We start from the raw sequence: 22,217 nt of genomic DNA on the forward strand, positions 1-22,217 counted from the left end.
GTGATCGTGGGGATCGGGGTGGACGTCGTGGACCTCGCGCGCTTCGAGCGCTCGCTGACGCGCACGCCCCGGCTCCGCGACCGGCTGTTCGCCGAGAGCGAACGCTCGCTCCCCGTCGCCTCGCTGGCGGGCCGCTTCGCCGCCAAGGAGGCGCTGATCAAGGCGCTCGGCGACTCCGTGGGCGCCCGCTGGCACGACATGGTCGTCGAGCGGGACGAGCACGGGAATCCGTCCTTCGCGCTGCACGGCCCGGCCCGGGCGGCCGCGGAGGCGCGCGGGATCACGCGCGTGCACCTCTCGATGACGCACGACGCGGGCGTGGCCTGCGCGTTCGTGGTGGCAGAGTCGTGAGCGTCCCCGCGTCGTACCGAGAGGCGGTGATCGACGTCGACGCGATGGCGGTGAACGCCGCGCGTCTGCGCGAGCTCACCGGCGCCCGCCGGCTGATGGCCGTCGTCAAGGCCAACGGCTACGGGCACGGCGCCCTGGCCGCGGCGCAGGCGGCGCTCGACGGCGGCGCGGACGCCCTCGGCACCGCGGAGCTGCGGGAGGCCGTGGCCCTGCGCGAGGCAGGCGTCGTCGCTCCGATCCTCTGCTGGCTGCACGACCCCGGCGAGGACTTCGACGCGGCGCTCGAGCACTCGATCGACGTCGCCGTCTCCTCGGTCGACCAGCTCGACACGCTCGCGCAGTCGGCGGAGGACCGCGGCGTGCGCGCGGCCGTGCAGCTCAAGGTCGACACGGGCCTCAGTCGCAACGGCGCCGCGGAGGAGGAGTGGCCGCACCTGGCGGAGGCGCTCGCCCGTCACAGCGCTCGCGGCACCGTCCACCTCACCGGGCTGTTCTCGCACCTGTCCAACACCTCGCGCGAGGACGACCTCGCCCAGCTCGCGCTCCTCCGCCGCGCCGAGGCCGTGCTGGCGGCGCACGGGGTGCAGGCGCCGGTCCTGCACCTCGCGGCGACGGCGGCGGCGCTGCGCCTCCCGGAGGCCCGCCTCGACATGGTGCGCAGCGGCATCGCCCTCTACGGACTCTCGCCGTTCGAGGACGAGACCTCGCTCCAGCTCGGGCTCGTCCCGGCGATGACGCTGCAGGGCCGCGTCGCCGGCGTCCGCCGGGTGCCCCACGGGACCGGCGTGAGCTACGACTACACCTGGCGGGCCGAGGGCGGGACGACCCTCGCGCTCGTGCCGTTCGGCTACGCGGACGGCATCCCGCGGAGCGCCTCCGGCGTCGCGGAGGTCTCGATCGGCGGCCGCCGCCACCGGATCGCCGGGCGGGTCGCGATGGACCAGTTCGTCGTCGACGTGGGGGATGCGAGCGTCGCGACGGGCGACCCGGTGACGCTCTGGGGCGACCCGACGACCGGCGTCCCCTCGGTAGACGAGTGGGCGCGGTGGTGCGGCACCATCAACTACGAGCTGGTCACCCGACTCGGGCCGCGGGTCCAGCGGCGGCTGCTGAGCGCGGCGGACGGCCGTGCCTGAGCGCTCCTGGTTCGCGGACCGTGTCGTCGAGGTCGCCGATCCGGAGGCCATGGCGGAGCTCGGCCGCGAGCTCGGCCGAGTGCTGCGCGCCGGCGACCTGCTGGTGCTGACCGGGCCGCTCGGCGCGGGCAAGACGACCTTCACGCGCGGGCTCGGCGAGGGCCTCGACGTGCGGGGTCCCGTGACGAGCCCCACCTTCGTGATCGCGCGGACGCATCCGCCGCTGCACGACGGGCCGCCGCTCGTGCACGTCGACGCCTACCGCGTGGCCTCGCCGGTCGAGCTCGACGACCTCGACCTCGATCCGGTGCGCTCGGTGATCGTCGTGGAGTGGGGGGCCGGGATGCTGGACGGCGTCGCGGAGTCCTGGCTCGACGTGGTCATCGAGCGGCCGACCGCCGGCTCCGACGCCGAGGAGGGCGAGGAGCCGATCGAGCCGCGGACCGTCCGCTTCCGCGGCACCGGCTGGAGCTGAGCCCGCGGGTACCCTGGACGCGTGCTCCTCGCGATCGACACCTCCTCCGGAACCTCCGTCGCCGTCGTCGACTCCGCGGGCGCCGTGCGCTCGGAGCGCACCGAGACCGACACCATGCGCCACGCGGAGGTGGTCGGCCGGCTGATCCAGGAGGCGCTCGAGGCGGCGGACGTGGCTCCCGGGGGCATCGAGGCGGTCGCCGTGGGCATGGGCCCCGGCCCCTTCACCGGCCTCCGGGTCGGGATCGCCGCCGCCCGGGCTTTCGCGCTCGGCCGCGGCGTCCCCACCCTCCCCGTGGTCTCGCACGACGCGATCGCGCTCGCCGCGCTGCGGCACGGGCGCGCCGCCGGCTTCCTCGTCGTCACCGACGCCCGTCGTCGCGAGCTGTACTGGAGCGCCTACGACGGGCTCGACGATCAGGGACTCCCCGTCCGCCTCGCCGGCCCGGGCCTGGACAAGCCGCCGGCCCTCCCGCATCCGGAGCTCCCGCGCCTGGAGGCCGAGTCGGTCTCCGCCGGCGAGCTCGGAGTCGTGGCCGCCCGCCTGCGCGCGGCCGGTCGGCCCGGTGCCGCGGACGAGCCCCTCTACCTCCGCTCGCCCGACGTCACGCTGTCGGCCGGCCCCAAGCGGGTGACCGCATGAGCGAGGCCATGCTCCGCGACGCGCAGGCGGACGACCTCGACGCCGTCATGGCGATCGAGGAGTCCGAGTTCGCCGGCGACGCCTGGTCGCGCGGGATGATGGCGGAGGAGATCCGGAGCCGTCACACCCGGTACCTGGTCGCCGAGCAGGACGGCGAGGTGGTCGGCTACGCCGGGCTCCTCTGCCCCGTCGGCGCCCACGAGGGCGACGTGCAGACGATCGCGGTCGTCGCCCGGGTCCGCCGCACCGGCCTCGGCCGCCGACTGCTGCGCGCGCTCCTCGAGGCGGCCGGCGAACGCGGCGCCCGCGAGGTCTTCCTCGAGGTCCGCGCCGACAACCCCGCCGCGCAGACCCTCTACCGCTCGGAGGGCTTCGAGGAGATCGGCGTCCGCCCCGCCTACTACCAGCCCGACGGAGTGGACGCGATCGTGATGCGCCTGCCGCCGACCCCGACCCAGGAGACCCCGTGAGCACCGGACCCCTCGTCCTCGGCATCGAGACCAGCTGCGACGAGACGGGGATCGGCATCGTCCGCGGCACGACGCTGCTCTCGAACACCATCGCCTCCTCGATGGAGGAGCACGCCCGCTACGGCGGCGTCGTGCCCGAGGTGGCCGCCCGGGCGCACCTGGAGGCGCTCGAGCCCGCCCTGCACGCGGCGCTCTCCGAGGCCGGTGTCGCGCTCGGCGACCTGGACGCGATCGCGGTCACCAGCGGACCGGGGCTCTCGGGCGCCCTCATGGTCGGCGTCGGAGCGGCGAAGGCGCTCGCCGTCTCGCTCGGCCTGCCGCTCTACGCCGTGAACCACCTCGTCGGCCACGTGGGAGCCGACGTCCTCCGGGCCGACGGCAGCGAGGGCAGCCCCGTCGAGGTGCCGACGATCGCGCTGCTGGTCTCGGGCGGGCACACCTCGCTCCTGCACGTGCGCGATCTGGTGTCGGATGTCGAGCTGCTCGGCGAGACCATCGACGACGCCGCCGGCGAGGCCTTCGACAAGGTGGCGCGAGTCCTGGGCCTGCCCTATCCGGGCGGACCGCAGATCGACCGGGTGGCGGCGGACGGGGACCCGAAGGCGATCCGCTTCCCCCGCGGGCTCAGCCTGCCGAAGGACCTCGAGCGCCACCGCTACGACTTCTCGTTCTCAGGGCTGAAGACCGCGGTCGCCCGCTGGGTCGAGAAGCGCCAGGACGCGGGGGAGGAGGTGCCCGTGGCCGACGTCGCGGCGAGCTTCCGCGAGGCGGTCGCCGACGTCCTGCTCACGAAGGCGCTCGCCGCCTGCCGCGACCGGGGCGTGCCGCGCCTCCTGCTCGGCGGCGGCGTGGTCGCCAACGCCCGGGTGCGCGCGCTGGCGGAGGAGCGGTGCGCGGCCGCGGGAGTGACCCTGCGGATCCCGGCGCTCTCGCTCTGCACCGACAACGGCGCGATGATCGCCGCACTGGCGGCGCAGCTGATCGAGGCGGGGCATCCGCCGTCGGGGCTCGGCTTCGGGGCCGACTCGACCCTCCCGGTCACCGAGATCCAGGTCCGCTGAGGCCTCTACCGGGCGGCGGCCGGGCCGCGCAAGCGCCGTCCAGCTTTTTGACAGGCGGATCGTGCCACTGCCACTCTTGGCCGCATCCGCTCGTTCCTGACCCTGGGGGATTCCATGACCACTCCGTACACGCCCGCGTCCGACCGCTACAACATCCTGGCGATCATCGGCTTCATCGCCTCGTTCTTCGTCTCCATCGTGGGCATCGTGCTGGGCTTCATCGCCCTGTCGCAGATCAAGCGCACGGGGGAGAAGGGCCGCGGCCTCGCCCTCGCCGCCGTCATCATCGGCTTCGTCGCGATCATCATCACCATCATCTCGTTCGTCGCGCTCTTCTCGATCGCGGCGACCATGCCCTCGACCGGGTACTGATCGACACGCCTCCGAGGCTCGGGGGCGCCCGCACCACCAGGAGGACACCGTGACCGACGACACCGCGCCCGGACCGCAGACCGGACCGGCGCCCGCGCCGTTCGCCCCTCCGCTCGGCGAGCCGTCGGCGGCCTACCCGCCGCCGACGGCCGCCGCCGATCCCTACCCCGGTCTCCCGCCCCGCCGCCCGCCGATGAATCCGCTCGCGGTCGCGGCTCTGGTGTGCGGACTGCTGGGGCTGGCGCCCGCCGCCATCGTCCTCGGCCACATCGGCTTCGCCCAGGCCCGACGCTCCGGACAGCGCGGCCGCGGTCTCGCGGTCGCCGGCTTCGTGCTGGGCTACCTCGCGATCGTCCTCGCGGTGATCGCCTACCTCGCCTGGACGGCCTTCGTCGGCGACCTGCGCGACGGCGGCTACCTGCCCGCGTGAGCGGACGGAACCCCTCCGCCGCCGCCCGGGTGCTGGCTAGACTCGCGCCATGAGCGACGACAGCACCCGTCCCGGCCCCGGCTCCGACGAGCAGCACGGCTCCGTCCCGGTCCCGCCGGCCCCGCCCGTCGTCCCCCGCACGCTGAGCCTCGTCGGGATGATCCTCGGCATCGTCGGCCTGGTCATCACGCTCTTCGCCGCCGGCTTCGGCTTCCTGCTGTCGGCTCCGGCCGTCGTGCTCGGCTTCCTCGGACGCCGGCGCGAGCCGGCCGCACGCGGCTTCGCGCTGACCGCGATCATCACCGGGTTCGCCGGCATCGCCGTCTCGCTGATCTACCTGGCGGTCTTCCTCGTCTTCGTCGTGGTGGCCCTCGCCGCCGGCACCTCCGGCTACTGAGCCGGCGCGGGCCGCTCGACGCGCTCCGCGAGCAGCGCGCGGTGGCGCCCGGCGATCCGCGTCAGGATCAGCACCGCGCTGCCGGTGCCGGAGAGGCCCAGCCGCTTGCGGAAGCGGGCGGGGTCGACGTCCACCCCGCGCTTCTTGATCTCGAGCACGCCGATGCCGCGGGTGCGCAGCTCCTTCGCCAGCGTGCGCTCGTCCAGCGGCAGCTCGGCGAGGACTCGGAGGCTGCGGAGGAAGGGCGAGGCGGCCGCATCGTCGCCCGTCAGATAGGCGATGCCGGGCGAGAGCATCCGCGAGCCGCTGGAGCGCGCGAGCTCGCCCAGGAGGCGCGCGCGGATCGCGGAGCCGTCCGGCTCGTGCACGAACGCGCCGAGGGGGCCGACCTCCTCGTCCTCGCTGTCGCCCGCCGCGGTGAGCTCGGAGGAGCCGGTCGCGCCGAGCAGCAGAGCGGAGCGGCGCACGCCCGGGCGCGCCAGAGAACCGAACCAGAGCCCGGTCTCGACCAGCTCCCCGTCGACCGAGACCCACTGCGCCTCGGCGTCCCGCGGCAGGCGCTCGCGGTCGAAGCCGGGACCCACCTTCACGCCCACGGGACGATGCTCGGCCAGGCCGAACGCGAAGTCGAGCGAGGGGGAGTAGTCGTCCGGATCGTCGAGCCGGCGGGTCTCGCGGTGGCCCGCCGTGCGGCGTGCCGGGTCCAGGTAGACGGCGTCGAAGCCGTCGAGGTCGAAGGCCTCGGCCGTCGAGTGCACGGCGCTCGCCGCGGGGAACGGGGCGAGGTTGAAGCTGGCCAGGGTCGCGGTGACCTCGTCGGCCTCGACGGCGGTGACCGCCAGGTCGATCGCGGCCATCGCGAGGGCGTCGCCGCCGATCCCGCTGCCGAGGTCGGCGACGCGCGCCGCTCCCGCCGCGGCGAACCGGCCGGCGTGCAGGGCGGCGACGCGCAGCCGCGTCGCCTGCTCGAGTCCCGCGTCCGTGAAGAGCATCGAGCGGGCGAACTCTCCGAACTTCGCCTCCGCCTTCTGCCGGAGCCTCGCCTGGGTGAGCACCGCGGCGACGAGGACGGGGGAGTGGCCGGCGGCCCGGAGGCGTGCCACGGCCCGCACCAGGTCGTCGGACCGGTAGCCGTCGAGGGAGTCGAGGAGCCGGAGGCCCTCGGGGGAGAGGAGCTCGACCAGCTCGTCGCGTCGCATCCGGCCATGGTAGGCCACGGCCTCCCGGCGGGTCCGCCGCCCCGCTTGGCACTCTGATTGCACGAGTGCCAGCGGAGCCCCTACGATGGATCTAGCACTCTCGGAGCGTGTGTGCCAGAACCGCGTTCCGCCCACATCGTCGTCAAGAAAGAGGTCAACCGTGTCGGTGTCCATCAAGCCGCTCGAAGATCGCATCGTCATCAAGCAGGTCGAGGCGGAGCAGGTGACCGCTTCCGGTCTCGTCATCCCCGATACCGCCAAGGAGAAGCCGCAGGAGGGCGAGGTCGTCGCCGTCGGACCCGGTCGCATCGACGACAACGGCAACCGCGTGCCGCTCGACGTCGCCGTCGGCGACAAGGTGATCTACTCCAAGTACGGCGGAACCGAGGTCAAGTTCGGTGGCGAGGACCTGCTGGTCCTCTCCGCTCGCGACGTCCTCGCGGTCGTCGTCCGCTAGGCAGCATCCCTCGGAAGGGCCCGTCGACCTCGGTCGGCGGGCCCTTCCGTCGTTCCCGGTCCTCCTCGCGACCAGTGGCCTGATCCGCCCGCTGCGGGGCCGTCCTCCCACCCCGCGCCTGCGTAGCATCGGGGGAGTGACCAGCTCCCGCACCCCTGCCGAGGCCGTCTCGCCGTCCCCTTCGGACGTGCCCGTCGGCGAAGGAGTGGAGGCGCTCGGAGCGGCGGGACGCCCGGGCGGGATGTCCGGCACGGGGCTGCTGTTCGCGTTCTCGGCCTACCTGCTCTGGGGTGCGATGCCCCTCTACTTCATCGCGATGGCGCCGGCCTCGCCGTTCGAGATCGTCGCGTTCCGGGTGCTCTTCTCGCTCGTCTTCTGCGTGATCCTGCTCACGGTCCTCCGCGGCTGGCGCTCCTTCGGCGCGCTGCTGCGCCGCCCCCGCCTGCTCGGCGTGATGGCGATCGCGGGCGTGCTCATCTACGTCAACTGGCAGGTCTACGTGATCGCCACGACCACGGGCCACGTCATCGAGGCGGCCCTGGGCTACTTCATGAACCCGCTGGTCACGGTGCTGCTGGGCGTCCTGGTGCTGCGCGAGCGCCTCCGGCCCCTGCAGTGGGCCGCGATGGGCGTCAGCGCGGTCGCGGTGCTGGTCATCGCGGTGGGCTACGGATCCTTCCCGTGGATCTCGCTCGCCCTCGCCTTCTCGTTCGGCCTCTACGGCCTGGTGAAGAGCCGCGTCGGCGGCACGGTGGACGCGGTCGGCGGGCTGACGCTCGAGACGCTCTGGCTGACGCCGCTCGCCGTGGTGCAGCTGGCGGTCGTCGGCTCCACGGTGGGGCTGACCCTGACGACGGAGGGGACGGGGCACGCCCTCATCCTCGCCTCGGCCGGGATCGTCACGGCCGTCCCGCTGCTCCTGTTCGCGGGCGCCGCCCGGCGCCTCCCGCTGTCGATCGTCGGCTTCGTGCAGTACCTGACGCCGTTCCTGCAGTTCCTCGTCGGGGCCTTCGTCCTGCACGAGGAGATGCCGCTCGAGCGCTGGATCGGCTTCGCGCTGGTGTGGGCCGCCCTGGCGATCTTCTCAGGCGACCTCGTCGCCGCGGAGCGCAGACGGCGCCGATCCTCCGTCTGATCTGCGGAACGCGTCGTCCTGGCGCGGCGCGACAGCGGAATGGTAACGATCCGGTCGCGAAACGTATTGGTAACACCCCTGTATTGTTCACGGCTGCTTCGAAGGTTAGGTTGGCCGAGCGGTTGCCACCGGCGCCGCTCCCACTGACACACACCTCTCAAGGAGCAACATGGGCGTTTACGCGAAGGCCGGCTCGGCCCGCGCGCGGTCCCTCCGGGCAACCCTCGGCGGCGTCGCCATTCTGGGCGCCAGCGCTCTCGTCCTCGCCGGCTGCGCCGGCGGCGGCGACAGCGGATCGAGCGGCGACAGCGGCTCGGGCGACCTGTCCCTCAAGATCGGCACGATCCTCCCGCAGACCGGCACCCTCGCCGTCCTCGGCCCGCCCGAGATCGCGGGCGTCGACCAGGCGGTCGTCGACATCAACGACGCCAAGGCCGGCATCACGATCGACGTGGAGCAGAAGGACTCGGGCGACACCACGACCGACATCGCGACGCAGTCGGCCACGTCCCTCATCGCCGACAACGTCTCCGCCATCATCGGCGCGGCGTCCTCGGGCGTCTCGAAGACCTTCATCGACCAGGTGACCCAGGCGGGCGTCGTCCAGATCTCGCCGGCCAACACCTCGCCGGACTTCACGACCTACGACGACGACGGCTACTACTGGCGCACCGCTCCCTCGGACGTGCTCCAGGGCCGAATCCTCGGCAACAAGATCCTCGGCGACGGCAAGACCAACGTCTCGATCCTGTACATGAACGACGCGTACGGCACCGGCCTCGAGAAGAACATCAAGGAGACCCTCGAGGCGGGCGGAGCATCCGTCGCGGCCGAGGAGATCTTCGAGCCGGCCTCGACCGACTTCAACTCGGCGCTGACCTCGGTCCTCGCCCCGAACCCCGACGCGCTGGTCGTCATCTCGTTCGACGAGATCAAGACCATCGCGGAGCAGCTCTCGGCCAAGGGCTTCGACTTCTCGAAGCTCTACGGCACGGACGGCAACTACGGCGTCATCGGCGAGTCCGACACCAACGTCGACATCGCCGGCGCCCAGTTCACCAACCCGGGCGTCCAGGCGTCCGAGGACTTCCAGGGCAAGCTGCAGTCGCTCGTCGAGTCGCAGGGCAACGACGCGCTGACCGTGTTCAGCTACGCGCCGGAGTCGTACGACGCCACGGTCCTGACCGCTCTCGCCGCGCTCCAGGGCAAGGCGACGGACGGTGCGACCATCCGCGACAACCTCATGTCGGTCTCGGAGGGCGGCACCAAGTGCACGACCTTCGCCGACTGCGCGAAGCTCATCGCCGACGGCGAGGACGTCGACTACGACGGCCTCTCCGGCCCGATCTCGTTCGACGAGAACGGCGACACCAGCGAGGCCTCGGTCTCGATCTACAAGTACGGCACGGGCAACACCACCTCCTTCGAGGAGACCGTCGAGGGTTCGCTGAACTGATGACGCGGTGACGCGGCTCCTGCCGCATCCCTGAGGGGCTCGGTCTTCGGACCGGGCCCCTCCGCCGTTCCCGGAGCGGAGAGCAGGAGACGCGCCGGTCGTGCGGACGCAGCGAGGCGCGGCGGTCGTCCGGGAGGGTGGCCGCTGTCGGGTGCGGGCGGACGGCTCCGCGGCGTCCAGGGCCCGGCGTGGCGTCGAGGAGCCACCCGGGAGGAGGAGCGGCTCTGACGGCCTGTACGCGCCTCCGAGCGCCTCTCCCGGCCTCGAGGGGGCGCCCTGCCGAACCGCGGGCGGGAGCGACGACGTCGAGCGGGAACGCAGAAGCGCGCGCCCTCCAGTGGGAGGACGCGCGCTCGTGGAGTGCGGAGGGCCTAGGAGGCGCGGAGCAGCTCCGCCTCCTGCGCCAGGCGGTACGTGACGAAGGAACGGCTGTAGTTGCGGCGCTTGCCGCCGGTGGTCTCGGCGATGACGACCTGGGCGTAGACGCCGACGACGCGCCAGCGCTCGTAGTCGCCGATCGCACCGGTGCCGAAGCCGGCTCCGAGTTCCACAGGGGCGGGGGTGTATCTCTTCATGGTCGGCTCCTTCGAGGCGGACGACGCGGCGCTCGAGGCGCTGCGGGGAGGGGAGGAGATCGGCGGCCGATCGCGGTCCCTACCGGGGGAGAGGGGAGCGGGACGTCCCCCTGCAGGGCTGTCCCGTGTACCCAAAACTACGGCAGGCAGGGCGATATCCTGTCCCCCTCGTGGGTGTCGCTGGTGCGGAGAGACTCTCGCTGTCCTGCCCTCGTCCCGCGGACAGGAGACCGAGGGTCCGGCCCGCCGTTCCGCCGACTTCCCGGGGGTTCGGCGGGCATCGCGGAGAGACCGGTGAAGGCCTGTCCGCGCCGGGAGAGCGGCCCCCCCGCCTCCCTTCTGCGGCACCCCTTGCCGGCGCGTCTCCGGGCACCGAGCCGCCTGCCTTCCCGCCCTGCTCGGAGTGGTCTCCGAGCCGCCCGGCGCCCTGCGCGAGCGGCCCCGCCTCCGCCCCGGAGCCGCACCGGCCCCTCGGCCCGCTCGCGCCCGCTCCGCGCCCCGGCAACGACGAAGGGCCCGCCGTCCGGAGACGACGGGCCCTTCGCAGCGGGGGTCAGCCGCCGACGGTCGGGGTGCTCGTGGTGACCTCGTTGGTCGTCGCGAGCGTGCCCAGGTAGAGCTCGATGACCTTCGGATCGTTCATCAGCTCCCGGCCCGCGCCCTCGTAGGCGTCGCGGCCCTGGTCGAGGACGTAGCCGCGGTCGCAGATCTGCAGCGCCCGCCGCGCGTTCTGCTCGACGATCATGATCGAGACGCCCGCGCGGTTGATCCGCTGCACGTTGACGAAGGTCTCGTCCTGCCGCATCGGGGACAGGCCGGCGCTGGGCTCGTCGAGCAGCAGCATCGACGGGTCCATCATCAGAGCCCGCGACATCGCCACCATCTGGCGCTCACCGCCCGAGAGCGACCCCGAGCGCTGCTTGAGCCGCTTGCTGAGCTCCGGGAAGAGCTCGGTGACGAACTCGAGCCGCTCCTTGTACAGCTTCGGCTTCTGGTACATGCCCATCTCGAGGTTCTCCTCGATGGTGAGCGACGGGAAGACGTTGTTGTTCTGCGGCACGAAGCCCACGCCCTTGGACACCAGCTTGTCGGCCTTGAGGCCGGTGATGTCCTCGCCGTTCAGCAGGACGGTGCCCTGGCGGATGTTGACCAGGCCGAACATCGCCTTCAGCAGCGTCGACTTGCCTGCACCGTTCGGGCCGATGATCCCGACGAGCTCGCCGCGCTTCACGTAGACGTTCGAGCCGTTGAGGATGTTGACCCCCGGCACGTAGCCCGCGTGCAGATCGTGCGTCTCGAGGGTGTTCGGAGTCGTCGTGTCGGCGGTCATCTCTCGTCCTTCTCGAATTCGACGGCCGGGGCGTCGGTCGTCGGGGCGACGCTCGTCGGCGCGGAGGCCGACGGGGACGCCGTTCCGGCCGCCGGAGCGTCGTGGCCGGGCGTCGGGACGCCGGCCTGCTCCGCCTGCCGCTCCACGTCCTCGCGGACGAGGTCGGAGTCCATCTCCTCGGCGATCTCGAGCTGGCCCTCGATCGTGCCCAGGTCGGTGTCGTGGTGCGCGCCCAGGTACGCGTCGATGACGGCCGGGTCGTTCATCACGGTCGAGGGCGGGCCCTCGGCGACGACCTTGCCCTCGGCCATCACGATCACCCAGTCGGCGATCGTGTTGACCATGTGCATGTCGTGCTCGACGAAGAGCACGGTCATGCCCTCGTCCTTCAGGTTCACGATGTGGCCCAGGAGCGACTGCGTCAGCGCCGGGTTCACCCCGGCCATCGGCTCGTCGAGCATGACGAGCTCGGGCTCCGACATCAGCGCCCGCGCCATCTCGAGCAGCTTCTTCTGGCCGCCCGACAGGCTCGACGCGTAGTCGTCCCGCTTCGTGTCCAGCTTGAACTTCTCGAGCAGGCGGATCGCGCGCTGCTCGATCGAGTCCTCCTCCTTCGACCACAGCGGGCGGATGAGCGAGGTGAAGATGTTCTCGCCCTTCTGCCCCTTCGCGCCGAGCAGCATGTTCTCGAGCACCGTCATGCCGCCGAGCGCCTTGGTGAGCTGGAACGTGCGCACCATGCCCATCCGCGACACCCGGTAGGCCGGGACGTTGGCGAGGTTCTTGCCCTTGAAGTTCCACTTGCCGGTGTTGGGCTTGTCGAAGCCCGTCAGCAGGTTGAAGAACGTGGTCTTGCCGGCTCCGTTCGGGCCGATCAGGGCGGTGATGGATCCGCGGGGGATCTCGAGGTGCTCGACGTCGACCGCGGTCAGGCCGCCGAAGCGGCGGCTGACGTTGTCGGCGACGACGATGGGGTCCTTCTTCCTGACCCCGGGGACGATTGCTTCCTCGGTGATGTCCGAGACCGGCGTCTTAGGCAAAGTGCAGATCCTTCTTCTTGCCGAAGATCCCCTGGGGTCTGAAGATCACCAGGAGCATGAGGGCTACCCCCACCACGATGAACCGGATGGGTCCGGTCTGCACGGTGGTGAGGCGGATGAGGTCGTTGTTGAGGACCCCGGTGTCGATCCCGAGCGTGAGCAGTCCGTCGGTCAGACCGAGGACGACCCAGAAGATGATCGAGCCGACGACGGGTCCGAAGACCGTCGCGGCGCCGCCCAGCAGCATGATCGTGTAGAGGAAGAACGTGAGCTGGGTGCCGTAGTTGTCGGGCTGGAGCGAGCGGGGGAGGATGAACAGCGCTCCTGCGAGGCCTCCGAGCACGCCGCCCAGGATGAGCGCCTGGATCTTGTACGAGAAGACGTTCTTGCCGAGCGAGCGCACGGCGTCCTCGTCCTCGCGGATGCCCTTGATGACGCGGCCCCAGGGGCTGCGCATCAGGAGGAACACCAGGAGGCAGGCCAGGAGCACGAGGCCCCAGCCGACGATCCGCACCCACCACTGGTCCTGGCTGTAGGTGAGGACGCCGATGCCCCAGCGGCCCTCGGGGAGCGGGTTGAGGTCGTTGAACGCCTTCGCCGCGCCGTTGATGCCCTCCGAGCCGCCGGTGATCGCCGAGAACTCGGGGGTCTTGACCGAGAGCCGGATGATCTCCGCCGCCGCGATCGTCACGATCGAGAGGTAGTCGGCCCGCAGCCGGAGCGTCGGGATGCCCAGGATGAGCGCGAAGACGGTCGCCGCGACGATCGTCGCGAGGAAGGAGCCCCAGACGGGCCATTCGAACTTGACCGAGGTGATGGCGAAGGCGTAGCCGCCCACTGCCATGAAGCCGGCCTGTCCGAAGTTGAGCAGCCCCGTGAATCCGAAGTGGATGACCAGGCCGATGGTCGCCAGCGCGTACGCGGCGACAGTGGGATCGACGATCTGCCCGATCGCCAGCCAGATGAAGTTGAGGTTCATGGTGTCCTAGCCGATCCGTTCCTTGCGGCCCAGGATTCCCTGCGGCCTGACCAGGAGGATGATGATCATGAGAACGAGCGGAGCCACGTACTTGAGGTTCTCCGGGATCCAGATCGTCGAGATGTTCATCATCAGTCCGATGATGAGCGAGCCGACCAGCGCGCCGTAGGCGGAGCCGAGTCCGCCGAGCGTGATCGCCGCGAAGATCAGCAGCAGGATCGACGCTCCCGTGTCCCAGCGCAGCGACTGGTAGTAGCCGATGTAGACGCCCGCCAGCGCGGCGAGAGCGCCCGACATCACCCAGACGACGCGGATGACGCGCTCGACGTTGATGCCCGAGGCGGAGGCGAGGGCCCGGTTGTCCGAGACCGCCCGCATCGCCTTGCCGATCTTCGTCTTCGTGAGGACGTAGGCCACGGCGACGATGCAGACGACGCCGACGACGGCGCCGACGATGTCGGTGAACTTCAGGCTGATCCCGAGCTCCGGCACCGTGAAGAACGGAGCGGTGCTGTTGGGGAGCGAGAGGCGGTCGGCTCCGAAGAAGAAGACGAACACGTAGCGCAGGGCCAGCGAGAGGCCGATCGTCACGATCATCAGCGGGATGAGCTGGATGCCCTTCTTCCGCAGCGGCTTCCAGAGCAGTCCGTCCTGGACGAAGCCGAAGGCCCCGCCGAGGATCACCGCGATCGGGATGGCCAGCAGCGCCGGGAGTCCGAAGACCCCGGAGAAGAGGTACGCCATCAGCGCGCCGAAGGTGACCAGCTCGCCGTGGGCGAAGTTGTTCAGGCCGGTCACGCCGTAGATCAGCGAGGCGCCGATCGCCGCGAGGGCGATCAGGAGCCCGAAGATCAGGCCGGTGACGACCTTCGGCCAGAAGATGATCCAGAACGTGTCGGCCGACACCGGCTGGTTCACCGCGTTGGACGTCCCGTCGGGGTTCGTCGCGTCGTTGCCGGTCGTGCCCTCGGTCGCGGGGCTCGTCGGAGCCGCGGAGTCCGTCGGGACCGGGACGGTCGCTCCGGAGCCCTTCGGGTTGGCCGTCGAGACGATGAAGTTCACGATCTGGTTCTGCGAGGCGACGATCTTCACCTGCTTCGGGTTCTGACCCGCGGCGGGGTAGCCCTTGTCGGCGGGCAGGGACTCCTCGTCGACGGTCACCGTGTAGGTGCCCGCGGCGTCGAGGGGGAACGTGGCCCGGCCGTCCTCGCCGGTGGTCACGGTCGCGGAGGCGTCGCCGCCGATCTCGACGGTCACCCCCGTCAGGTTCTCGTTCGTCCCCTGCACGCGGACCCAGGCGATGATCGACTGGTCGGCGGTGGTGGCGGCGAGTGCGGCGGGGGCCGCCGCGGCGATCCCGGTGAGGGTCGCGGCGAGCAGACCCAGGGACAGGAGCCGGTCTCGGAGCCTCGGGCGTCTCCTATCCACGGGGCGCCTCCCGGTCCGTCGGATGCAGGGTCGTCGAGCGCTGGCGGCGCATCGAACGGCTGGCTGTGAGCAAGACGTCTACCTCTCGTCAGGGTGCACAGACGGATGGGGTCTCCGGGCACGCCCGAATCGCCGTCGTCAAACAACGTTGGTTGACCATACGTTCCGCATGTGTCGGCGGTGTTTCACCGTCCGCACTTACGCGTGACGACATTATGAGGGAGAGGAGAGCGCTCCAGCGCCCATCCGCGGCCCGGCGGCCGCGCCGTCGAGGAATACCGCGAGCCTCCCGGCGCTTAAGATCGAACAACCGTGGCGCTCGTGAGCGGACTCCTCCCGTCCTCTCCGGGCTCCCGCACTCGACCTGCTAAGGGGCATTGATGGACCAGCCGGATCCCTTCGGATTCCTCGGACTCACCTACGACGACGTCATGCTCCTCCCAGGGCACACCGACGTCATCCCGAGCGAGGCCGACACGGCCTCCCGTCTCACCAAGCGCATCAGCGTGGCGACCCCGCTGCTCTCCGCGGCGATGGACACCGTCACCGAGGCGCGCATGGCGATCGCGATGGCCCGCCAGGGCGGCCTCGGCGTCCTGCACCGCAACCTCTCCATCGCCGACCAGGCCGACCAGGTCGACCGGGTGAAGCGGAGCGAGTCGGGCATGGTCTCGAACCCCGTCACCACCACCCCGGACGCCACCGTCGCCCAGGTCGACGACCTCTGCGGCCAGTACCGGATCAGCGGCCTCCCCGTCGTCGACTCCACCGGCGTGCTCGTGGGCATCATCACCAACCGCGACATGCGCTTCGTCTCGCCGTTCGAGAAGGCGACCACGCTCGTCCGCGACGTGATGACCAGCACCGGCCTGATCACGGGCCGCGTCGGCATCCCCGACAGCGAGGTCATCGCCCTCTTCGCGCAGCACAAGATCGAGAAGCTGCCGCTCGTCGACGCGCAGGGCAAGCTCGCCGGCCTCATCACGGTCAAGGACTTCGACAAGTCGGAGCAGTACCCCAACGCCACGAAGGACGACGAGGGCCGCCTCCGGGTCGGCGCCGCGATCGGCTTCTTCGGCGACGCCTGGCAGCGCGCCACCGCCCTGCTCGACGCGGGCGTCGACGTGATCGTCGTCGACACCGCCAACGGCGACTCCGCCGGCGTGCTCGACATCATCGGCCGCCTGAAGTCCGACTCCGCGTTCGCCGGCGTTGACGTCATCGGCGGCAACGTCGCGACCCGCTCCGGGGCGCAGGCCCTCGTCGACGCGGGCGCCGACGCCATCAAGGTCGGCGTCGGCCCCGGCTCGATCTGCACCACCCGCGTCGTCGCCGGCGTCGGAGTCCCGCAGGTCACCGCGGTCTACGAGGCGTCCCTCGCCGCGCGCGAGTCCGGCGTCCCCGTGATCGCCGACGGCGGCCTCCAGTACTCCGGCGACATCGCCAAGGCGCTCGTCGCCGGCGCCGACACCGTGATGCTCGGCTCGCTCCTCGCGGGCTGCGAGGAGAGCCCCGGCGACCTCGTGTTCCAGAACGGCAAGCAGTTCAAGACCTACCGCGGCATGGGCTCCCTCGGCGCCCTGCAGACCCGCGGCGAGCGGACCTCCTACTCGAAGGACCGCTACTTCCAGTCCGACGTGCCCACCGACGACAAGCTGATCGCCGAGGGCATCGAGGGCCAGGTGCCCTACCGCGGCCCGCTCGCGAACGTGGCGTACCAGCTCGCCGGCGGGCTCCGCCAGTCGATGTTCTACGTCGGAGCGCGCACCATCCCCGAGCTGAAGGAGCGCGGGAAGTTCGTGCGAATCACGGCGGCCGGGCTGAAGGAGTCGCACCCGCACGATGTGCAGATGGTGGTGGAGGCGCCGAACTACCGGCGCTGAGGGGTCTGGTGGGGGCCGGCGGCGGATCGGGATCGCGGCCCCTCTGCCCGATGGGCCTGCGGCCCATACGCCCACCACGCCGGAGGGGCCGCGATCCCGATCCGCCGCCTCCCTCCGGGAGACGAGCACCGGTCCTCGGCTGAGGACCGGGGGACGCAGCGCGAGCGGCGCGAGGCGCCGCCGCGACTGCGGGGGGAGGCTTCCGCCTGTGCCGACGGGGGAGTGGTCGTGCACCGCGCGCGAGCGCGACGGAGTGGGGACGGGCTTCCCGCTTTGCAGCGAATCGTGGTGGCGGCCGCGCTGGCTCCACCTGCTGGTGGTGTGCGCCCGCTCGCGTCGATCGCGGCCTGGTGCGGAGCCCGGTGGGAGCGGTAGCCGGTGATCCGCGTTCCAGCGGATCGTCGTAGCGCGGACGCGACCCGCTCTTCGGAACGCGACCATCCGCTGGGGCCGACCGCGGGCGAGCGACGAGCGGGCGGTCGTGAGCCGCGGCTGACACCGCTCAGCGGTAACCGGCGATCCGCGTGCGAGCGGATCGTCGTAGCGCGGACGCGACCCGCTCTGCGGAACGCGACCGCCCGCTCGGGCCGACCGCGGGCGAGCGACGAGCGAGCCACAGTAAACTCAGCGTCATGGAGATCGAGATCGGGCGCGCCAAGCGCGCCCGCCGCGCGTACGCCTTCGACGACATCGCCGTCGTCCCGAGCCGCCGGACGCGCGACCCCGAGGTCGTGTCGGTGAAGTGGTCGATCGACGCGTACCAGTTCGCGACGCCGATCCTCGCCGCGCCGATGGACTCGGTGGTGTCGCCGGCGACGGCGATCCGGCTCGGGCATCTGGGGGCGCTGGGCGTCCTCGACCTCGAGGGTCTGTGGACGCGGTACGAGGACCCGGAGCCGCTGCTCGAGGAGATCCGCCGGCTTCCGGCCGAGACCGCGACGCAGCGGATGCAGGAGATCTACTCCGCTCCGATCCGCCCCGAGCTGGTGACCGCGCGCCTGGCCGAGATCCGCGCCGCGGGCGTGACCGTCGCCGGGGCCCTGTCGCCCCAGCGGACCGCGGAGCTGTACCAGACCGTCGTCGACGCCGGGGTCGACGTGTTCGTCATCCGCGGCACGACCGTCTCGGCCGAGCACGTCTCGCGCGACACCGAGCCGCTGAACCTCAAGAAGTTCATCTACGAGCTCGACGTGCCCGTCATCGTCGGCGGCGCCTCCACCTACACCGCGGCCCTGCACCTCATGCGCACGGGCGCCGCGGGCGTCCTCGTCGGGTTCGGCGGCGGTGCCGCCTCCACCACCCGCACGACGCTCGGCATCCAGGCTCCGATGGCGACCGCGGTCGCCGATGTCGCCGGCGCTCGCCGCGACTACCTCGACGAGTCGGGCGGACGCTACGTGCACGTCATCGCGGACGGCGGCCTCGGCACCTCCGGCGACATCGTGAAGGCCGTCGCGGTGGGCGCGGACGCCGTGATGCTCGGCTCGGCGCTGGCGCGCGCGACCGACGCTCCGGGCGGCGGCTGGCACTGGGGCGCGGAGGCGCACCACCCGCAGCTGCCGCGCGGCCGCCGCGTCGAGGTCGGCACCGTCGGCACCCTCGAGCAGGTCCTCTACGGCCCGGCGACCGGCGCCGACGGCACGGCGAACCTCATCGGCGCCCTGCGCCGCTCGATGGCGACGACCGGCTACTCCGACCTCAAGGAGTTCCAGCGGGTCGAGGTCGTCGTCGCGCCGTACCAGCCCAGCTGACGCTCACCGACCGAGGCGATCCTGACCGTCGAGGCCACCGCGAACAGCGGGCTCCTTCGACGGCCCGGGAGTCCCTGGACGCGGCGGACGCCGGCGCGGGCCGGCCGGACGTGCTGGCGTCGTAGGCCTCGCGCCAGCCCGGCGGACGACACTGCGGACCCGCGCGCGCGAATACGGTCTTCCCGGCGCTTCTGGGCGAGAAGCACGTGCTCGGGCGAGCGGCCCCCGAGGAACGCCGGGTCGGTTCGGATCGACGGCGGTCTGCGCGAGATCCGAGACGGCGAGTCCGTCGATCAGTGCGGGTGAGGGCGGACGCGCGCTCCGCGACGCCGTTCCACGTCCGGCTGCCCGGGTCCGTCGCCCCTCGACATGCACGGTCTCCGCAAGAGGCTCGACCAAGGGGCGTCCCGGACCGCCGCCGCTGCCGCCGACTCGCGGATGACGAAGGGCGCGCTCCAGGTCGCGGCCACGGCGTCGATCCGCGCCCGCTGCCGCTCGTCCGCGGAGGCCCCCGCCCACTCGCCGGTCGGCGCGTACCGCGGTGCAGCCGCACGAGCTCTTCCGACCGGCCTCACGCCCCGTCTCGATAGATCCCCACTGCACGCTTCCGCCCACCTTTCCCTCCCGCCCGCTCCCTCTGTAGAGACTCCACCCCACTCCCTGTGGACAGCGGTGGAGCCCGGACCGTCGAGCCCGCCGGGAAACTGCGGGATCCCTCGACGGGTCGGGGTTCCCTCGGCAGGAGGGCTCCGCACGCGCCTAAGCTGGAAGTCCCGAGTGGGAGCGCCGCACGGCGCGGAGGGAGCACGCATGGTCGAGGTCCGCAGGGTCAAACTGCCCGGTGTCGGCGTTCTGCACACGTTCCTGACGGCCGACGGCGGCAAGGTCGGGGTCATCGCCCACCGCTCCGGCCACAGCGACCTGATCACGTTCGCCGAGGGCGACCAGGACGGCGCCAAGGTGTCCCTCCGCCTGAGCGACGACGAGGCGCACACCCTCGCCGAGCTGCTCGGCGGCACGCAGATCACGGAGTCGCTGACCGCGCTCGACCAGATCCCGGGCCTCTCGATCGACTGGTTCACCGTCGACTACGACGACCACATCGCCGGACAGCAGCTCGGCAAGCCCGCCGACCGAGGGATCGTCGGGCTGACCGTCGTCGCCGTGGTCCGGGGTGACGCCGCCAACCCGGCGCCGGCCCCCGACTTCCGCGTCTTCCCCGGCGACACCCTCGTGGTCGCCGGCAGCCCCGAGAAGGTCGCCAAGGCGTTCGCGTTCTTCCGCACCGGCAGCTTCGCCAAGACGGTCGACGCCCCGCCCGGAGCCTGAGGATGCACCACGGCGAAGACCTCATCGTCCTCGGCGTCCTGTTCGTCGTCGCCTACGTCCTCGGCCGGCTGGGGAGGACGATCGGGCTCCCGGCCATCCCGATCTACATGGTCGTCGGGCTCCTCGCGAGCCCGAACTTCCACCTCTTCCCGCTCGACTTCGAGTCGAGCTACATCGAGCTGACCGCGGTCTTCGGGCTGATACTCCTGCTGTTCAACCTCGGCCTGGAGTTCGACCAGGACGAGTTCTTCGGGAACGCCGGCCGCCTGATCCTCTCCGGCGGCTCCTACATCGCGGTCAACATGGCCGTCGGCCTCGGCTTCGGCTTCGCGCTGGGCTGGGGGAGCCGCGAGGCGCTGATCATCGCCGGCATCACGGCGACGAGCTCGAGCGCGATCGTCACCAAGCTGCTGATCGAGCTCAAGCGCCTGGCGAACCCCGAGACGCCGATGATCCTGGGCGTCACGGTCGTCGAGGACATCTTCATCGCGGTCTACCTGGCGATCGTGTCCGTCGTGCTCTCGGGCGAGACGGAGCCGTGGCCGGTGGTGCTCAAGCTCGTCATCGCGTTCGCGTTCCTCGTGGTGATGTTCGCGATCGCCCGCTGGGGCGGGAAGGTCGTCTCCCGCTTCTTCCGCACCCGCGACGACGAGCTGTTCACGATCCTGTTCTTCGGTCTCGCCATCCTGTTCGGCGGCATCGGCGAGGTCCTCGGAGTGACGGACGCCATCGGCGCGTTCCTGATCGGACTGGTCATCGGAGCGACGCGGTTCCGGTCGAGGGTCGAGCACATCGCGATCCCGCTGCGCGACGTGTTCGGAGCCTTCTTCTTCGTCAACTTCGGTCTCGGGCTGGATCCCGGTGCGTTCCCGAGCGTCGTGGTCCCGGTGCTGATCGCCGCGGTGATGACCATCGTCCTGAACCTCGGCGCGGGGCAGTTCGTCGCGTGGCTCAACAAGCTCGGACCGCGCGCGGGCCTGAACGCGGCGTTCATCCTGCACAACCGCGGCGAGTTCGCGCTCATCCTGGCGACGCTCTCGCTCTCGGCGGGGCTCGACGAGCGGATCCAGCCCTTCGCCGGCCTCTACGTGCTGATCATGGCGATCGTCGGGCCGATCCTCGCCTCGCGCTCCGAGAGCATCGGCGCGTTCCTCTCGCGGCGGCGGCACCGCCCGGCACCCGCAGCGGCCACGGCCATGGACGAGGAGGACTTCGCTCTCGTGGAGGCGGCGATGGCCGCGCCCGCCGTCTCCGCGGAGGAGGCCCCCGCTCCTCCGAGGCGCCCCGCGGAGCCGGACGAGCTCGACGACGAGTTCCCCGATCCGATGCGCCAGGCGCTCATCGACCAGGCGATGCAGCAGTCCGACGGCGCCGACGACGCCCGGCCCCGCCGCCCGAGGGAGCCCGACTACTGATCCCACGGAGCTCCCACACTCACGGGTTAGGCTCGATCCGGCCCGCGGGACACCGCACGGATCGAGGGCGGACGAGGGACGAATGACGCAGAGCACGGTCGGGCAGGTGGCCCGGCGCCCGCGCTGGATCGCCGCGCTGGCGCTCGCACTCCTGATCGCCGGGCTCTTCGCCGCGCTCGGGCAGTGGCAGGTCGGACGCGCGGTCGAAGCCGCCGCGCCCGACTCCGGAGTGTCGGAGACGACGCTCCCGCTCGCCGAGGTCGCGGCCCCCTCCCGCTCGATCACGGCGACCGCCGACGGACAGCGCGTGGAGGGCTCGTCCGTCTTCGTGCCGGGCGGTGCCGAGATCCTCGGCGGCCGCCTGAACGGCGAGCAGCCGGGCTGGTGGGTCATCGCCCGCACCCGCACCGCCGACGCCGACCTGGTGCTCGCCTACGGCTGGACGCAGGACGAGGCGCAGGCGCAGTCCGTCGCGGACGCGCTCAACAGCGGGAGCGAGCAGGCGCCCTCCTCCTTCACCGGCCGCCTCGTGGCCAACGAGGCCGCGGAGGTGCCGGCGGAGGGCCTGGACCCCGCCACCCTCACCGCGCTCTCCGTCCCCGCGCTGATCAACCGCTGGCCGGACCCGCCGCAGGACGTCTACCAGGGCTACGTCGTCGTCGACGAGCCGGTCGCCGGCCTCGGGGCCATCGACTCCCCGGCGCGCGTGAGCGACGTCTCGCTGAACTGGCTCAACGTCTTCTACGCGATCGAGTGGGTCGTCTTCGCCGGCTTCGCCCTCTACCTCTGGTTCCGCCTCGTCAAGGACGCGTGGGAGCGCGAGGCCGAGGAGGCGCTCGACGCCGAGGAGCGCGCCCGCGCCGACCTAAGCGACCGGGCCGAGGCCCCCGCCCCCGCACCGTAAAC

23 protein-coding genes are annotated in these 22,217 nt (G+C 71.7%); 17 read left to right on the forward strand and 6 right to left on the reverse strand.

Annotated features, from left to right (window positions below; translation table 11 throughout):
• The 9 genes from C5D09_RS12265 to C5D09_RS12305 all read left to right on the forward strand — a co-directional run bounded on the left by C5D09_RS12265 (window position 1) and on the right by C5D09_RS12305 (window position 5,334).
• Entirely contained in the window at window positions 1-351 is a 351-nt protein-coding gene (locus C5D09_RS12265) for a holo-ACP synthase (RefSeq protein WP_104225009.1), read from the forward strand.
• Between the two features lie 26 nt (window positions 352-377).
• Window positions 378-1,487, forward strand: a complete 1,110-nt coding sequence (alr, locus tag C5D09_RS12270; protein ID WP_258066993.1) for an alanine racemase — start codon at window positions 378-380, stop codon at window positions 1,485-1,487.
• A 49-nt stretch (window positions 1,488-1,536) separates the two neighbouring features.
• A complete protein-coding gene (gene tsaE, locus C5D09_RS12275; RefSeq protein WP_104269431.1) occupies window positions 1,537-1,962 on the forward strand; it encodes a tRNA (adenosine(37)-N6)-threonylcarbamoyltransferase complex ATPase subunit type 1 TsaE in 426 nt (141 codons plus the stop codon).
• A gap of 21 nt (window positions 1,963-1,983) precedes the next feature.
• Window positions 1,984-2,604 (forward strand): tRNA (adenosine(37)-N6)-threonylcarbamoyltransferase complex dimerization subunit type 1 TsaB, encoded by a 621-nt coding sequence (tsaB, locus tag C5D09_RS12280; RefSeq protein ID WP_104225011.1) that lies wholly within the window; start codon window positions 1,984-1,986, stop codon window positions 2,602-2,604.
• On the forward strand, window positions 2,601-3,074 hold the full coding sequence (gene rimI / locus C5D09_RS12285; RefSeq protein WP_104269413.1) for a ribosomal protein S18-alanine N-acetyltransferase: 474 nt from the start codon (window positions 2,601-2,603) through the stop codon (window positions 3,072-3,074). The genes tsaB and rimI overlap by 4 nt, the downstream gene beginning before the upstream one ends.
• On the forward strand, window positions 3,071-4,135 hold the full coding sequence (gene tsaD, locus C5D09_RS12290; RefSeq protein WP_104225013.1) for a tRNA (adenosine(37)-N6)-threonylcarbamoyltransferase complex transferase subunit TsaD: 1,065 nt from the start codon (window positions 3,071-3,073) through the stop codon (window positions 4,133-4,135). The genes rimI and tsaD overlap by 4 nt, the downstream gene beginning before the upstream one ends.
• A gap of 114 nt (window positions 4,136-4,249) precedes the next feature.
• Window positions 4,250-4,507, forward strand: coding sequence for a DUF4190 domain-containing protein (locus tag C5D09_RS12295; protein WP_104225014.1), 258 nt, complete (start codon window positions 4,250-4,252; stop codon window positions 4,505-4,507).
• 49 nt (window positions 4,508-4,556) lie between these two features.
• Window positions 4,557-4,937, forward strand: a complete 381-nt coding sequence (locus tag C5D09_RS12300; RefSeq protein ID WP_104234159.1) for a DUF4190 domain-containing protein — start codon at window positions 4,557-4,559, stop codon at window positions 4,935-4,937.
• A gap of 49 nt (window positions 4,938-4,986) precedes the next feature.
• A complete protein-coding gene (locus tag C5D09_RS12305) occupies window positions 4,987-5,334 on the forward strand; it encodes a DUF4190 domain-containing protein (RefSeq protein ID WP_104269414.1) in 348 nt (115 codons plus the stop codon).
• Here C5D09_RS12305 and C5D09_RS12310 read toward each other — a convergent pair.
• Window positions 5,328-6,533 (reverse strand): SAM-dependent methyltransferase, encoded by a 1,206-nt coding sequence (locus C5D09_RS12310; RefSeq protein ID WP_104269415.1) that lies wholly within the window; start codon window positions 6,531-6,533, stop codon window positions 5,328-5,330. The two genes, C5D09_RS12305 and C5D09_RS12310, sit on opposite strands and share 7 nt — an antisense overlap.
• 160 nt (window positions 6,534-6,693) lie before the next feature.
• Here C5D09_RS12310 and groES point away from each other — a divergent pair, with 160 nt between their 5' ends.
• From groES to C5D09_RS12325, 3 genes are all read left to right on the forward strand, one after another.
• Window positions 6,694-6,990 carry a co-chaperone GroES gene (gene groES, locus C5D09_RS12315; RefSeq protein ID WP_097167691.1) on the forward strand — a complete coding sequence of 99 codons (297 nt, stop codon included), beginning with the start codon at window positions 6,694-6,696 and terminating at the stop codon, window positions 6,988-6,990.
• Between the two features lie 241 nt (window positions 6,991-7,231).
• A complete protein-coding gene (rarD, locus tag C5D09_RS12320; RefSeq protein ID WP_104224726.1) occupies window positions 7,232-8,125 on the forward strand; it encodes an EamA family transporter RarD in 894 nt (297 codons plus the stop codon).
• A 169-nt stretch (window positions 8,126-8,294) separates the two neighbouring features.
• On the forward strand, window positions 8,295-9,581 hold the full coding sequence (locus C5D09_RS12325) for an ABC transporter substrate-binding protein (protein WP_104234163.1): 1,287 nt from the start codon (window positions 8,295-8,297) through the stop codon (window positions 9,579-9,581).
• Between the two features lie 371 nt (window positions 9,582-9,952).
• Here C5D09_RS12325 and C5D09_RS12330 read toward each other — a convergent pair whose 3' ends face one another.
• The 5 genes from C5D09_RS12330 to C5D09_RS12350 form a co-directional block, all read right to left on the reverse strand.
• Entirely contained in the window at window positions 9,953-10,156 is a 204-nt protein-coding gene (locus C5D09_RS12330; protein WP_146076626.1) for a hypothetical protein, read from the reverse strand.
• A 553-nt stretch (window positions 10,157-10,709) separates the two neighbouring features.
• Window positions 10,710-11,486: an ABC transporter ATP-binding protein gene (locus tag C5D09_RS12335; protein ID WP_104224729.1), complete on the reverse strand. Its 777-nt coding sequence runs from the start codon at window positions 11,484-11,486 to the stop codon at window positions 10,710-10,712.
• On the reverse strand, window positions 11,483-12,526 hold the full coding sequence (locus C5D09_RS12340; RefSeq protein WP_104224730.1) for an ABC transporter ATP-binding protein: 1,044 nt from the start codon (window positions 12,524-12,526) through the stop codon (window positions 11,483-11,485). The genes C5D09_RS12335 and C5D09_RS12340 overlap by 4 nt, the downstream gene beginning before the upstream one ends.
• Window positions 12,519-13,505 carry a branched-chain amino acid ABC transporter permease gene (locus C5D09_RS12345; RefSeq protein WP_104224731.1) on the reverse strand — a complete coding sequence of 329 codons (987 nt, stop codon included), beginning with the start codon at window positions 13,503-13,505 and terminating at the stop codon, window positions 12,519-12,521. The genes C5D09_RS12340 and C5D09_RS12345 overlap by 8 nt, the downstream gene beginning before the upstream one ends.
• Before the next feature lie 6 nt (window positions 13,506-13,511).
• Window positions 13,512-14,933: a branched-chain amino acid ABC transporter permease gene (locus tag C5D09_RS12350; protein WP_104269416.1), complete on the reverse strand. Its 1,422-nt coding sequence runs from the start codon at window positions 14,931-14,933 to the stop codon at window positions 13,512-13,514.
• Window positions 14,934-15,313: 380 nt separating this feature from the next.
• On the opposite strand from C5D09_RS12350, the gene guaB reads away from it, so the two are divergent.
• From guaB to C5D09_RS12375, 5 genes are all read left to right on the forward strand, one after another.
• Window positions 15,314-16,816 carry an IMP dehydrogenase gene (guaB, locus tag C5D09_RS12355; protein WP_104269417.1) on the forward strand — a complete coding sequence of 501 codons (1,503 nt, stop codon included), beginning with the start codon at window positions 15,314-15,316 and terminating at the stop codon, window positions 16,814-16,816.
• Window positions 16,817-17,448: 632 nt separating this feature from the next.
• Window positions 17,449-18,567, forward strand: a complete 1,119-nt coding sequence (locus C5D09_RS12360) for a GuaB3 family IMP dehydrogenase-related protein (RefSeq protein WP_104224734.1) — start codon at window positions 17,449-17,451, stop codon at window positions 18,565-18,567.
• A gap of 810 nt (window positions 18,568-19,377) precedes the next feature.
• Window positions 19,378-19,896: a cation:proton antiporter regulatory subunit gene (locus C5D09_RS12365; protein WP_068256939.1), complete on the forward strand. Its 519-nt coding sequence runs from the start codon at window positions 19,378-19,380 to the stop codon at window positions 19,894-19,896.
• 2 nt (window positions 19,897-19,898) lie between these two features.
• Window positions 19,899-21,311, forward strand: coding sequence for a cation:proton antiporter (locus tag C5D09_RS12370; protein WP_104234167.1), 1,413 nt, complete (start codon window positions 19,899-19,901; stop codon window positions 21,309-21,311).
• A gap of 82 nt (window positions 21,312-21,393) precedes the next feature.
• The gene (locus C5D09_RS12375) at window positions 21,394-22,215 is read left to right on the forward strand and encodes an SURF1 family cytochrome oxidase biogenesis protein (protein WP_104269418.1); all 822 of its coding nucleotides are present in this window, start codon (window positions 21,394-21,396) and stop codon (window positions 22,213-22,215) included.
• Window positions 22,216-22,217 lie beyond the last annotated feature (2 nt).

Origin of the sequence: Rathayibacter sp. AY1C9 (assembly GCF_002932315.1) — a bacterium.
In the GTDB taxonomy this organism is placed as follows: Bacteria; Actinomycetota; Actinomycetes; order Actinomycetales; family Microbacteriaceae; genus Rathayibacter.

Excerpts from the sequence above, each read along its gene's own strand:
- tsaE (WP_104269431.1), top strand. The coding sequence starts at position 1,537 with ATGGCGGAGCTCGGCCGCGAGCTCGGCCGAGTGCTGCGCGCCGGCGAC.
- rimI (WP_104269413.1), top strand. The coding sequence starts at position 2,601 with ATGAGCGAGGCCATGCTCCGCGACGCGCAGGCGGACGACCTCGACGCC.
- C5D09_RS12295 (WP_104225014.1), top strand. The coding sequence starts at position 4,250 with ATGACCACTCCGTACACGCCCGCGTCCGACCGCTACAACATCCTGGCG.
- C5D09_RS12305 (WP_104269414.1), top strand. The coding sequence starts at position 4,987 with ATGAGCGACGACAGCACCCGTCCCGGCCCCGGCTCCGACGAGCAGCAC.
- C5D09_RS12310 (WP_104269415.1), bottom strand. The coding sequence starts at position 6,533 with ATGCGACGCGACGAGCTGGTCGAGCTCCTCTCCCCCGAGGGCCTCCGG.
- rarD (WP_104224726.1), top strand. The coding sequence starts at position 7,232 with ATGTCCGGCACGGGGCTGCTGTTCGCGTTCTCGGCCTACCTGCTCTGG.
- C5D09_RS12325 (WP_104234163.1), top strand. The coding sequence starts at position 8,295 with ATGGGCGTTTACGCGAAGGCCGGCTCGGCCCGCGCGCGGTCCCTCCGG.
- C5D09_RS12330 (WP_146076626.1), bottom strand. The coding sequence starts at position 10,156 with ATGAAGAGATACACCCCCGCCCCTGTGGAACTCGGAGCCGGCTTCGGC.
- C5D09_RS12335 (WP_104224729.1), bottom strand. The coding sequence starts at position 11,486 with ATGACCGCCGACACGACGACTCCGAACACCCTCGAGACGCACGATCTG.
- C5D09_RS12345 (WP_104224731.1), bottom strand. The coding sequence starts at position 13,505 with ATGAACCTCAACTTCATCTGGCTGGCGATCGGGCAGATCGTCGATCCC.
- guaB (WP_104269417.1), top strand. The coding sequence starts at position 15,314 with ATGGACCAGCCGGATCCCTTCGGATTCCTCGGACTCACCTACGACGAC.
- C5D09_RS12360 (WP_104224734.1), top strand. The coding sequence starts at position 17,449 with ATGGAGATCGAGATCGGGCGCGCCAAGCGCGCCCGCCGCGCGTACGCC.
- C5D09_RS12365 (WP_068256939.1), top strand. The coding sequence starts at position 19,378 with ATGGTCGAGGTCCGCAGGGTCAAACTGCCCGGTGTCGGCGTTCTGCAC.
- C5D09_RS12370 (WP_104234167.1), top strand. The coding sequence starts at position 19,899 with ATGCACCACGGCGAAGACCTCATCGTCCTCGGCGTCCTGTTCGTCGTC.
- C5D09_RS12375 (WP_104269418.1), top strand. The coding sequence starts at position 21,394 with ATGACGCAGAGCACGGTCGGGCAGGTGGCCCGGCGCCCGCGCTGGATC.